An 11,608-nucleotide genomic window follows, 5' to 3' on the forward strand; every position below is an offset into this window, starting at 1 on the left:
ATGTCGGCGATTGCCCTGTCACGCTGTTGCACTGGAGGTGTTTGCAGTACCTATGGGCACGCACAAGATTTCCACAGCAAGCGTGGCAGCGATCGTAGGTGCAGCGCTGGCGTGGCTGGTGGCGACGATCGCGGTCGCGGAGTCGACGTCATGGCCGGTGTGGGCCATCGTGCCGCTGACGTTGCTGTTCGGCCTACTCGTCGGCGCGGTGTCCCGCGCGACTGCCAGCGGTCCGGTGCGGGGCTGGTCGGTGGTGGGCCGGGCTGCGGTCGCCGTGCTGGTAGGCGCCGTCGTGGGCGAGCTCGCCGCGCTGGTGCTGTTCGCCGGCTCGATCGACCGCCACATCGACCAACAGGCTGCGCGCACGTCAACGCCCGGGATTGTGCAGGCCGAGGCCGACCTCGCCCGGGCACGAGACGCACGCGCTGCGCTGGACGCCAGGGTCGACCAGGCCCGCATTCAGCGTGACCAGGCGCTCGTCGTCGCCCGGTGCGAGTTCCATCCGACGCCGAGCTGCCCGCAGACCCACATCACCGGTGTTCCCGGCGCTGGACCCGAAACCCGCACGGCCAATGACGTTCTCGCCGACGCTCAGCGGGAACTGGACAACGCGGTCGCCGCCCGGGACCGGCATGCGCCCGCGCTGGACGCGGCGGTCACCGGCGCCCAGCAGCAGTTGGCTGAGCAACGTCACACCGCGGTCGCCGCTGCGGATCGCGGCCTCGGCGCCCGCTGGGCGGCAATGCACGCAGTCACGCTGGCGAGTGCGGGCGCGCTGGTGGTGTGGACGCTGACGATCGCATCCTTCGTGCTGCTGAGCCTGCTGCCGCTGATCCTGACACTGCTGCGCGGCGAGACGAGCGACGAGCGCGGCGCGGCAGCGCAACTGGCGCGAGAGCGGGCCGAGCTGGACGCCGACACCGCGATCGCGGTCAAGCGGGCCGAGGTGCGCGCGGCCATCGAGACGATGTGGGCCGAGCAGCAGCTGGCCAGCGCCCGGCTAGCCGTCGAGGCGCAGCAGGAGATCGACCGGGAGATGCAGCGGCGCCGCGTCGCCGAGGTGCTCGACGAGCCTGCGGCGCAGGCGAGGCTGGAACGAGCCGCCCCACCAGCCGACGACGACGTCTACCTGCCGATCGCCGCCGAGGCCGAAGCCGCCAGCCTGGCGGCACTGTCTGGCCCCACCCAAAACGTGCCGGCAAAAGCGGACGACGACGCTGTTGCCGCCCGCCCGGCGACCCCTAGCATCACCAGGACCGCCGCCCGCTGGATTCGGCCGCTGGTGCCGCCGATCGTCGCGCGTGCGATCGACACCACCGCTCACCCGCTGCGCACCGCGCGGCAGGTTTTCGAAGAGGTCGAGGAGATCACGTTCTCGTTCAAGCGCACCTACCGCGCGACCGTTTCCGACGAGCGCACTGACGAGCGCACGGCCGAGCCTGGCGCGCAAGCCTATTCGCCCGCCGGCGATGCGGGCGAGTCGTTGGAGTGGGTGAGCGCCGAGGAGACCTACCGGCTGGGAGTGCGTGAGAATCAGCCCGAGCTGCGGCACGCGAACGGCCCGGGTCGTCTTCGCAGTCCGGACGCGCCGCGTGAACTACCACCCGGGACGTAGACCACACAAAAGTCCGCGGATCGTCGAGAATCGCTGCCGTGCGCACGTTCGAGATCACGACCTCGCTCGCGGCGCCCGCCGACGCCGTGTGGAAGCGCGTCGTCACTCCTGAGGGCATCAACGACGAACTCATGCCGCTGCTGCGGATGACGATCCCGCCGAGCCTGCGCGGCGCCACGGTCGAGACTGTGCCGGTAGGCGAAAAGCTAGGCCGCAGTTGGATTTTGGCGTTCGGGATTGTTCCGGTCGATTTCGACGATCTCACCATCGCCGAACTGGGTTCGGGTCGCTTTGTTGAAGAATCCCGGATGCTAACGCAGTCGCGGTGGCGTCACGAGCGCGTGGTCGAACCGCACGGCAGCGGTTGCCGCGTCACCGACCGGCTCGCATGGCAGGGCCGCGTCAAAGCGCTCGGCGTGCTGTTCAGCGTGGTCATCCCCGTCGTGTTCCGGCATCGGCACCGCCGCCTGCGCCGCCACTTCGTGTGATTTCGGTGCGTTAACCGGCGCTTAGCGCACGGTATCGCACCGAAATCGCTGGACCGGGAGCGCGGCGGCCGCAGGCGGCGTCCAACGAGAGTGCTCGATGAATATCTGCGTCTCCAGGATGGCGTCATTACTCTTGCTCAAGCCCAACGCTGCGGGCTCAGTCCTGACGCAGTGCGGCGTCGCGTGCGTTCGGGGCACTGGCGTCGATGCGCGCGCGGCGTCTACTTCGTCGACGATCGTCCGTTCACCCATGCCGCACGCGTTCGCGCGGCGGTGTGGGGGCACGGCTCGCAAGCAGCGGCGAGCGGTCTGGCCGCGGCATGGTGGCTGGACCTCACCCAATTCGCCCCGGACACAATCGAAGTCACCGTTCCGAGGAACAGCCATAGTCGCACGCACCCAGGCTCGCGACTTCGACGACGTGATCTTCACCCGTGCGACACTGTCATCCACCGCCGATTGCTCGTGACCGCATTGCCGCTGACGGCCATCGAAGCCGCGGTAAGGCGACGCGGTGGTGCGAAGTTGATGGACGCCGCGCTGCAGCGTCATACGGAGCTGCAGCAGTTATGGCGTGCACACTTACGCAACAAAGGCCGGTATGGCTCGCCTGCAGCCCGCATACTCCTGCAGTCGGCCGGCGACGGCGCGCGGTCCGCGGCCGAACGTCTCTTGGTGAAGCTGCTGAAAGATGGCGGGATGACCGGTTGGCGGGCGAACTACCGGATCGGTCCGTACAAGGTCGACGTCGCGTTCCCAGAGGCCAAGGTCGCTATTGAAGTCGATGGCTGGGCGTTCCACACCGACGAGGAAACCTTTCAGAACGATCGCAGGCGTCAGAATTACATCGCGCTGTGCGGCTGGCAGGTGCTGCGGTTCACCTGGCTGGACCTCGTCGAGTACCCCGACCGGGTCCTCAACCACGTCCGGCAAGCGATTTCGGTGCGTTAACCGGCGCTCACCGCACGGAAACGCACCGAAATCACTCGGCCGAGAGGCGGTGCTTCAGTGCGTCGAACTCGTCTTTGATGCCGGTGGGCAGCTTCTCGCCGACGAACTCGAACCACTCCTCGATCAGCGGCAGTTCCTCGCGCCACTCTTCAGGCCGGACCGCCAGCGCCTCTTCCACGTCGCTGCGGTCGACGTCGAGTCCCTCGAGGTCGAGATCCTCGGCGCTCGGCACGATGCCGATCGGGGTGGACTGGCCGTTGGCCCTGCCCTCGACGCGGTCGATGACCCACTTCAGCACACGGCTGTTCTCGCCGAATCCCGGCCACAGGAAGCGGCCGTCGTCGCCGCGGCGGAACCAGTTGACGAAGAAGATCTTCGGCATCTTCGACTCGTCGGACTGCTTGCCGATGTCGATCCAGTGCGCGAAGTAGTCGCCGACGTTGTAGCCCAGGAACGGCAGCATCGCCATCGGGTCGCGGCGCACGGTGCCGACCTTGCCCTCGGCGGCAGCGGTCTGCTCGGAACCCATTGTCGCGCCAATGAATACGCCGTGCTGCCAGTCATTGGCCTGCGTCACCAGCGGCACCGTGGTCTTGCGGCGGGCACCGAACAGAATGGCCGAAATCGGCACGCCCTGCGGATCGTCCCATTCGGGCGCCAGCGTCGGGCACTGCGACATCGGGGTGCAGTAGCGCGAATTGGGATGCGCCGCTTTCTCTTTCGAGTCAGGCGTCCAGTCGCGGCCCTTCCAGTCGATGAGGTGTTGCGGGTCGCCTTCCAGGCCCTCCCACCACACGTCGCCGTCATCGGTCAGCGCGACATTGGTGAAGACCGTGTTGCCCGCCGCGATCGTCTTCATCGCGTTCGGGTTCGAGTTCCAGTTGGTGCCGGGCGCCACGCCGAAGAAACCGAACTCCGGGTTGACCGCGTAGAGCCGGCCGTCCTTGCCGAACCGCATCCAGGCGATGTCGTCGCCGATGGTTTCGGCACGCCAGCCCGGAATCGTCGGCTGGATCATCGCGAGGTTGGTCTTGCCACACGCCGACGGGAACGCCGCGGCGATGAAGTAGCTCTTGTTCTCCGGCGAGATCAGCTTGAGGATCAGCATGTGCTCGGCGAGCCAGCCCTCGTCGTGGGCCATCGCCGACGCGATCCGCAGCGAGTAGCACTTCTTGCCCAGCAGCGCGTTGCCGCCGTACCCCGAGCCGTAGCTCCAGATCTCACGGGTCTCCGGGAAATGCGTGATGTATTTGGTGTCGTTGCAGGGCCACGGCACGTCCTTTTGGCCTGGCTCGAGCGGGGCGCCGACGGAGTGGAGGCACTTGACGAAGAACCCGTCGCTGCCCATCTTCTCCAGCGCGGCCTTGCCCATGCGGGTCATCGTGCGCATCGAGACCACGACGTACTCGGAGTCGGTGATCTCCACCCCGAGCTTCGGATCCTCGGCCCCCAGCGGCCCCATGCAGAACGGCACCACCCACATCGTGCGGCCGCGCATGCAGCCCCGGTACAGGTCCGTCATGGTCGACCGCATCTTCGCGGGGTCCATCCAGTTGTTGGTGGGGCCGGCGTCGACCTCGCGTTCGGTGCAGATGAAGGTGCGCGATTCCACGCGCGCCACGTCGGACGGGTCGGACTGAGCCAAATACGAGTTGGGCTTCTTGTCCTCGTTGAGCTTGATGAACGTGCCGGCGTCGACGAGGTGCTGGCAGAGCCGGTTGTACTCCTCCTCGGAGCCATCGGCGAACATGACGCGGTCGGGCTCGGTGAGCTCGGCGACTTCCCGCACCCAGGCAAGCAACCCTTCGTGATCTGTCGGGGCGTTGTCCAAACCGGGGATGGTCGCTGCAGTCATCACTCAACTCCTGCTGTCAGGTTCAATGCCAGGACACAGCCACGCTGCGCCGGCACGGCAGCGGCGGACGTCCCTTGAACTTCAGGTTAACGCGACCGCTATCACTCTGGTTAACCGGTGCGGAGCCGAATTACTCACAGGAACGATTCAGTTCGGCATCGACGGCCTCCAACGCGCGCCGCAACGAGGGCAATTCGCGCTCCCGGCGCACCGTCGCCGCCGCGGCGGCCGCGGCATGTTCGCGGAGCTCGTCGTCGATGCCGGCGACCCGCTCGGCGACGGTTGCCGCCTGCTGTTCGTCGCGCTGGGCCTGCTCGGTGGTCAGCGCAGCTTCGGCCTCCAGGACACGGCTGGCCACGTGCTCCTCGACGACCGGGCGCAGCTCGCCCACGACGTCGGCCACCCAGCGCTCCAGCACCGCCCGATCGCGCAGCGTGCGGCGCATGCCGACCACCCATACGGCGACCGCCAGCCCGACCGCAGCGCCGCCGGCAACACCGCCTGCGGTGTACGCCGGGGCCAGGTCGGTGAACACTCGGCTCAGCGTCAGCGCCACGCCGACGCCCAGGACCGCGCCGAGCAACATCATCAGCCGGCCCTCCAGACCGCCCGGCCGCAGCGGTGCCCGGGTGACCAGCGGCGTCGTCGGCCGCATTCCCTCCTGCGGCGGGGTGAGCCCGAACTCGGACGCCAGCTGGCGCAGATGGGTGCCGACGCCGACGTGGACGTCAGTGATCACCTCGTCGATGCGCCCGGCGACGTACTGCTCGAACTGGGGTAGCCGCCGCCGCGTCATCGAAGCGGCGTCCTCGGCCAGTTCGCTGCGCACCGAGGCGCAGCGGTTGCGGGCGAAATACCCGAGTTGCACCCTGGCCTGCTGCAGGCGGCTGCGCAGACCGATCGCGTGCTCGGACTTCTGCAGCCGGCGCTGGCGCAGCGTGTCGGCGCGTTCGCGCCGCAGCGCGGCCATCCTGGCTTCGCGGCCGACGCCAGCGGCAGCGTCGTCGTAGCCCTGCACAGCGCGGCGCAGCCGGTGCTGCCAGCTGCGCAACCGGTTGCGCCGCGGCAGGTCGGCGGCGGCCAGGCCGTCCGCGAGTGCGTCGGCCAGCTCGTCGATGCGACGTTCACCCCGCTGCGGGGCGGCCGCGACGCCCACCCACACCATGTCGGCGTAGCGGGGGTCGTGCGCGGCGGCGGCGGCACGGTCCGCGGTGAGCACGTCGCGCCAGTTGCGGTGCACGTCGACCTTGCTCACCGCGCCGATCACCAGGTCGGTGTTGGCGGCCGCGGCGTCCAGCAGCGCGCAGTCCGACGCCGTGAGCGGCGCGACCGCGGAGGCGACGAACACCACCGCCGCGGGGGCGTCGCCGTCGGCAAGATCCTCGGCCTCGACGAACGTGTGCTCCGGCAGGCGTTCGCGCAGCGCGGCGACGACGCTGGTGACGCCGGCCAGCCACGGCCCGGCGACGAGCACGACGTCGCGGGTGCGGATGCCCGGGTCGGTGCCGGCGCCGACGTGATGGCGCGTCACCAGCGCGTCGACGGCCGCTTCGTCGGTCACGACGCGGCCCGGCGCCACAGCCGCAGCGAGCCGCGCGCGATGTCGGCGCCGCACGAGCGGTGCACCGCGGTGACCGGTCCGCGCTGATAGCGCTGCCACGTCGCGGCCCGCGACAGGTGGGCGGCTGGATCGTCGCCAGGGTCGACAGCCATACCGGCAGCTTCCACCACGTCGACGGCCGCCGCCATGCAGGCGATCACCGTGTCGTCGTCGCGCAGGAATTCAGCCACGCCAGCCGCCTGCTGCGGCCCGGCCGTCACCGCGAACGCCTCCAGCTCATGGCGTGCCCGCACAATGCGCCGGTAAGCGGCCTCGGCGACCAGCGGCGTCAACGCGGCCACCACGCCCTCGACTCCGCTGCGGATCCGCAGCACCCGCCGCAGCGCGGGCGCGTCCGCGCCCGCGCGTACCGCCTGCACGGCATGCTCGAGCCCGTACCAGTCCAGCGTCTCGAGCAGCCGGTCATCAGGTGCTGCCCGCAGCGCGGCGAGCATGGAGTCGTCGACCTGAACGTCTGCCAGGTGCGCGGCCATCGGGACGGCCGGCACCCCGGTCAGCGCGCGGTATCGGTCGCACAGCGCATGCGCGCCGGAAATCAGGTCGGCCTTGTTCAACACGAGCAACACCGGCCCGTGGGATGCCGCGAGCGCGGCCCGGTCCTCGGGTTTGACCACCTCGGCGACGACGTGCACGTCGACGTCTCCGTTGTCGGCGACCCCGATCCCAGCGGCCCGGAGCGCCCGCGCCACGCTGCCGCGGCCCACGCCCGGCCGGCCATGCACCGCCACCGTGACGGCGCCGGCGACGCGTGCGGCGATGGCGTCGACGCCGGGATCGTCCACAGCGGCCGCGAACCGCGTCAGCCGCTCGGCGAAGATCGCGTGTCCCTGTGTGCTCACCCTTGTTCATCGAAGATCCGCCGTGCGCCGCGGGCAAGTCGGATTCCACAAGCCGGATCGCTGGAACCGTGGTGCTGCCGGCGGCGTCTAAGCAAACTTGCGGTCAGCCTGCCGGCCGACCGGAAGTAGGGTTTACCCATGCTGCGAGTCGTTCCTGACGACCTGACCGTGTCCGGGCTGCGCACCCGTGACCATGCCGAGAACGTCGAAGCCGTGCATGCCGCATCCGATAGCCGCATCGCGTCCGCGCTACCGGGATGGTCGGGCTCGTCGCAGGCTGCGCTGGTTGCCAAGGCCGCGCAGTGGCAGGCAACCAGCACGCTGCTGTCCGCCCGCCTCTTCGACCATGCCCACGCACTGCATAGGGCCGGAAGTGATTACCAGACAACCGAATTGGACAACGCCCAATCGGTGAAAAGAGTGGGCGCAGAGGCCGGTCCCGAGGCGGGTTGAGACTTGGTTCTCAACGTCGCCGACATCGAGCGCTGGAATCCCGAGGATGTCCGTGACGTGTTCCACGCTGCTCGCAACCGCGCCGAAGCGGCGCACCTGGCTGCTGACGGGCTGGCTTCTCTGCCGGCTTTCGCCCAGTGGGGCGGCGACGCGGCCGAAGCCGCCCGCCAAGCACTCGGTAAGACGAGAGCCGACCTCGACGCCCACGGCCAAGAGGCGCTGGCCGTGGCGCTGGCCGCGGACCAGGCCGCCGACGGCATCGCCGACGTCAAGAGCCGGCTGGACCGGTTGCGCCAGCAAGCCGCTGGCCTGCACATGTCGATCGACGAGATCACCAACACCGTGCGGCCCGGCCCTGGCTTCCGCGGTGACGCACGCGCCGCCCAGGCCGCCATCGATGTGCTTCAGCCGCAATTGAATTCGATCATCGAGCAGGCGAACCGGGTCGACGACGAGCTCGCGCACGCCATCAACATGGCCGGCGGGAAAGACCCGATTCCACAGGTGGGCCCCCCGGTGGTCAAGGACGGCCTCACGCCCAGCCAGGTGGACAGCGACGCAAGCCAGGAACGGCTGCGCCAGCTGCGCGCCGACACCCAGGCCAGAGTCGACCAGCTGCAGCCGATCGTCGACAAACTGGCCGCCCACACCTACATGACCGGCGAGGAGTTACCGCCGGAGCTCAACGTCATGGTCACCGAGCTGCAGGACGCGAAGAACCGGCTCGCCGATATCGGCTCGATCGAGCAGGCCCTGCGGACCCCGGAGAGCTACCTCACCCAGCTGCGCGTGCCCGACGACCCGAGCAAGCAGCTGCTCGCCGCGATCGCGGTCGGCAACCCGGACACCGCCCAGAACGTGTCGGTGGCGGTGCCGGGCGTTGGGTCGACCACCCGAGACTCTTTGCCCGGCATGGTGACTGAGGCCAACGCGCTGCGCACCGAGGAAATGCGGCAACTGTTCCTGGCGGGCAAGCCGCCGTCGGCCGCCGCGGTGGTCTGGATGGGCTACGACACCCCACCGAACCCGCTCAACGACCAGGCTTTGGACAACGCCGCCATGCACGACGTCTGGCAGACCATGACCGACGGCACCGCACGGGCCGCCGCGCCGGATCTCGCGAACTATCTACAACAGCTGCGCACCAACAACCCCGGCACGCACCTGACCCTGCTCGGCCACTCGTACGGATCGCTGACGTCCTCGCTGGCGCTGCAGGACCTCAACGCGCACGGACTGCATCCGGTCAACGACGCGGTGTTCTATGGTTCGCCGGGCCTGGAGTTGGTCAGCCCGGCGCAGCTCGGACTCGACGGCGGCAGTCCGTACGTGATGCAGGCCGCCCACGACCCGATCACCAACGTCGTCGCGCCGCTGGCGCCGCTGCACGGTTGGGGCGCCGACCCGTACGCGATGCCCGGGATGATCGAGCTCTCCACGGAATCGGGGCTCGACCCCGGGCGCGTTTGGCGCGACGGCGTCTACAGTCACGCGGACTATCCGCGCATGTTCACCGACGCCTCCGGGCAGGAGGTGCTGCGAATGTCGGGCTACAACATGGCCGCGGTGGCCGCGGGCCTTGCTGATAATGAGGTCAAACAGTCACTTCTGCCGCCGATGCTGGGCGGTGGGATGCCCAGTGCGCCCGCTCCGGGAGGTCGTTGATGCGGTGGTCGGCGATCGGCGCGATCGCGCTGGCCTGCGCCGCGGTGGCGGGCTGCGACAGCAGCACAAACGGAGGTCAGCACGTGAGCCCCGAACAAGCTGCAGCGCTGGAGCAACAGCTGCGCGCCAAACCGCCGTTCGAGACCGCACAGGCGCAATACCGCGAGGCCGCCACCCGGCTGGCTAATCAGATCGCGGCGCTGATGCCCGGAACGACGTGGACCTTCGTCCAGGACACCTGGATGGGTTGCGGAGGCGACTTTGTCTGGACCCGCGGTAAAGCGGCGTACTTCATGGTCGGGTTCTCCGCCCCCATCCCCGACGACAAGTGGGATGAGGCCGTCGACATCGTCAAGAAAGGCACCGAGCAGTTCGGTGCCACCCGCTTCGGCGTCATGAAGAACAACGCCGGCGACCATGACGTCTACTTCTCCGGCCCCGACGGCGTCGAATTCAAGCTCGGCACCCAGAAGGCAGCGGTGCTGACCGCGCGCGGGGACTGCCGGATCAGCCGAACCGACACCGCCACCCCGTCGGCCACGCCTGGTCGCTGACGGTCCGTGGTCGAAGGCAACTGTTGGGTATCAATCTGCACCACATGTTCAGGCCAACCAGTTGATGGGCCACCATGGACGGATGCAAACGCAGTGCGACGGGGCGCCAGAGGTGCAGCCACCGCCGCAGCTGCATCGTCGGGTCACCAGCTTTCGGTCCCGCCGCGCCAGCCTTACCGACGCTCAACAGCGGACCTGGGCGCGGCTGTGGCCGCAGCTGGGCACCGAGGCCCGCACCACTGCGGGTGAGCCGATCGACGCGGACCGCTGGTTCGGCCGCGCCGCACCGCTTGTCCTCGAAATCGGTTGTGGCACAGGCGTTTCCACTGCGGCGATGGCCAAAGAGGAGCCGGGCGTCGACGTCATCGCGGTCGAGGTCTACCGCAAGGGCCTGGCACAGCTGCTCGGCGCGATCGACCGCGAGCAGATCACCAACATCAGGCTGATCCGCGGCGACGGCCTCGACGTGCTCGAGCACATGATCGGGCCGCAGACGCTGACCGGCGCGCGGGTCTTCTTCCCCGATCCGTGGCCGAAGGCGCGCCACCACAAGCGCCGGCTGCTGCAGCCCGGCACCGTCGCGCTGATCGCCGACCGGCTCAGGCCCGGCGGCGTCTTGCACGTCGCGACCGACCACGCCGGCTACGCCGAGCAGATCGCCGCCACCGCTGATGCGGAACCGCTGCTGCAGCGGGTGACCACGGACGCGCCGCTGCCCATTTCGGTGCGACGGCCCGTGACGAAGTACGAGTCCAAAGCTCACCACGCCGGAAGCGCGGTCGCCGAGCTGCTGTGGACCAGGAGGTGAGACGTTGAGCGTCACCGAAGAGATCCGCATCACCACCCCCGCCGACGTCGAAGCGCCGCCGGCGCCGCGGCGGGTGCTGTTGGTATGGGACGCGCCCAACCTCGACATGGGCCTCGGGTCGATTCTCGGTGGCCGCCCCACCGCCGCCTATCGCCCGCGGTTCGACGCGCTGGGGCGCTGGTTGTTGATGCGGACGGCTGAACTTGCCGCCAGGCACCCCGACGTGTCGCTGGAGCCGGAGGCGACCGTGTTCACCAACATCGCGCCCGGCAGCGCCGACGTCGTGCGGCCGTGGGTGGAGGCGCTGCGTAACGTGGGGTTCGCGGTGTTCGCGAAGCCGAAGATCGACGAGGACAGCGACGTCGACACCGACATGCTCGCCCACATTGCCCTGCGGCACAGCGAGGGGCTAGCCGCGGTGCTGGTGGCCTCAGCCGACGGCCAGGCCTTCCGCCAGCCGCTCGAAGAGATCGCCCGCGAGGGCGTCACCGTGCAGGTGCTCGGATTTCGTGAACATGCAAGCTGGGCGCTAGCCTCGGATACCTTGGACTTCGTCGACTTGGAAGACATTCCTGGCGTATTCCGGGAACCCCTGCCGCGGGTGGGCCTAGATTCGTTACCAGACCAGGGCGCGTGGTTGCAGCCGTTCCGGCCGCTGTCGTCGTTGCTGACCGCGCGCGTCTAGGCGACTGTGTAAGAGAGCAGCCCCGGAGGCGGCAAGAAACATATCGAGCGCGGCAATAGAGGCATAAGGAGCAT

Annotated in this window: 11 protein-coding genes; 8 read left to right on the forward strand and 3 right to left on the reverse strand. The window is 68.9% G+C overall.

Annotated elements, in window-relative coordinates; genetic code table 11:
- The first annotated feature begins 52 nt into the window (after window positions 1-52).
- From AC5Y4C_RS15175 to AC5Y4C_RS15185, 3 genes are all read left to right on the forward strand, one after another.
- The gene (locus AC5Y4C_RS15175) at window positions 53-1,615 is read left to right on the forward strand and encodes a DUF4407 domain-containing protein (protein ID WP_499961849.1); all 1,563 of its coding nucleotides are present in this window, start codon (window positions 53-55) and stop codon (window positions 1,613-1,615) included.
- A gap of 38 nt (window positions 1,616-1,653) precedes the next feature.
- Window positions 1,654-2,103, forward strand: coding sequence for an Rv1443c family protein (locus tag AC5Y4C_RS15180; RefSeq protein WP_499961848.1), 450 nt, complete (start codon window positions 1,654-1,656; stop codon window positions 2,101-2,103).
- A gap of 90 nt (window positions 2,104-2,193) precedes the next feature.
- A complete protein-coding gene (locus AC5Y4C_RS15185) occupies window positions 2,194-3,054 on the forward strand; it encodes a PDDEXK-like endonuclease domain-containing protein (protein ID WP_499961846.1) in 861 nt (286 codons plus the stop codon).
- Window positions 3,055-3,085: 31 nt separating this feature from the next.
- On the opposite strand, the gene AC5Y4C_RS15190 is transcribed toward AC5Y4C_RS15185, so the two are convergent.
- The 3 genes from AC5Y4C_RS15190 to AC5Y4C_RS15200 form a co-directional block, all read right to left on the reverse strand.
- Window positions 3,086-4,909, reverse strand: coding sequence for a phosphoenolpyruvate carboxykinase (GTP) (locus AC5Y4C_RS15190; protein ID WP_499904961.1), 1,824 nt, complete (start codon window positions 4,907-4,909; stop codon window positions 3,086-3,088).
- A gap of 130 nt (window positions 4,910-5,039) precedes the next feature.
- Window positions 5,040-6,470: a hypothetical protein gene (locus AC5Y4C_RS15195; protein WP_499904959.1), complete on the reverse strand. Its 1,431-nt coding sequence runs from the start codon at window positions 6,468-6,470 to the stop codon at window positions 5,040-5,042.
- Entirely contained in the window at window positions 6,467-7,369 is a 903-nt protein-coding gene (locus tag AC5Y4C_RS15200; RefSeq protein ID WP_499961844.1) for a hypothetical protein, read from the reverse strand. Before AC5Y4C_RS15200 ends, AC5Y4C_RS15195 begins: the two co-directional genes overlap by 4 nt.
- A 138-nt stretch (window positions 7,370-7,507) precedes the next feature.
- On the opposite strand from AC5Y4C_RS15200, the gene AC5Y4C_RS15205 reads away from it, so the two are divergent.
- The 5 genes from AC5Y4C_RS15205 (at window position 7,508) to AC5Y4C_RS15225 (ending at window position 11,534) form a co-directional block, all read left to right on the forward strand.
- Window positions 7,508-7,822, forward strand: coding sequence for a WXG100 family type VII secretion target (locus AC5Y4C_RS15205; protein WP_499961842.1), 315 nt, complete (start codon window positions 7,508-7,510; stop codon window positions 7,820-7,822).
- Between the two features lie 3 nt (window positions 7,823-7,825).
- Entirely contained in the window at window positions 7,826-9,487 is a 1,662-nt protein-coding gene (locus AC5Y4C_RS15210; protein WP_499961840.1) for an alpha/beta hydrolase, read from the forward strand.
- Window positions 9,487-10,041 (forward strand): LppA family lipoprotein, encoded by a 555-nt coding sequence (locus AC5Y4C_RS15215; RefSeq protein ID WP_499961839.1) that lies wholly within the window; start codon window positions 9,487-9,489, stop codon window positions 10,039-10,041. Before AC5Y4C_RS15210 ends, AC5Y4C_RS15215 begins: the two co-directional genes overlap by 1 nt.
- Window positions 10,042-10,123: 82 nt before the next feature.
- Window positions 10,124-10,849, forward strand: a complete 726-nt coding sequence (trmB, locus tag AC5Y4C_RS15220) for a tRNA (guanosine(46)-N7)-methyltransferase TrmB (protein WP_499904946.1) — start codon at window positions 10,124-10,126, stop codon at window positions 10,847-10,849.
- A 22-nt stretch (window positions 10,850-10,871) separates the two neighbouring features.
- On the forward strand, window positions 10,872-11,534 hold the full coding sequence (locus AC5Y4C_RS15225) for an NYN domain-containing protein (protein ID WP_499906288.1): 663 nt from the start codon (window positions 10,872-10,874) through the stop codon (window positions 11,532-11,534).
- The last annotated feature ends 74 nt before the right edge of the window (window positions 11,535-11,608 follow it).

Source organism: Mycobacterium sp. NGS35, assembly GCF_059812855.1.

Bases quoted from the DNA above. Each gene is read 5' to 3' on its own strand.
- trmB (WP_499904946.1), top strand. From the start codon at position 10,124: ATGCAAACGCAGTGCGACGGGGCGCCAGAGGTGCAGCCACCGCCGCAG.
- AC5Y4C_RS15215 (WP_499961839.1), top strand. From the start codon at position 9,487: ATGCGGTGGTCGGCGATCGGCGCGATCGCGCTGGCCTGCGCCGCGGTG.
- AC5Y4C_RS15190 (WP_499904961.1), bottom strand. From the start codon at position 4,909: ATGACTGCAGCGACCATCCCCGGTTTGGACAACGCCCCGACAGATCAC.
- AC5Y4C_RS15175 (WP_499961849.1), top strand. From the start codon at position 53: ATGGGCACGCACAAGATTTCCACAGCAAGCGTGGCAGCGATCGTAGGT.
- AC5Y4C_RS15205 (WP_499961842.1), top strand. From the start codon at position 7,508: ATGCTGCGAGTCGTTCCTGACGACCTGACCGTGTCCGGGCTGCGCACC.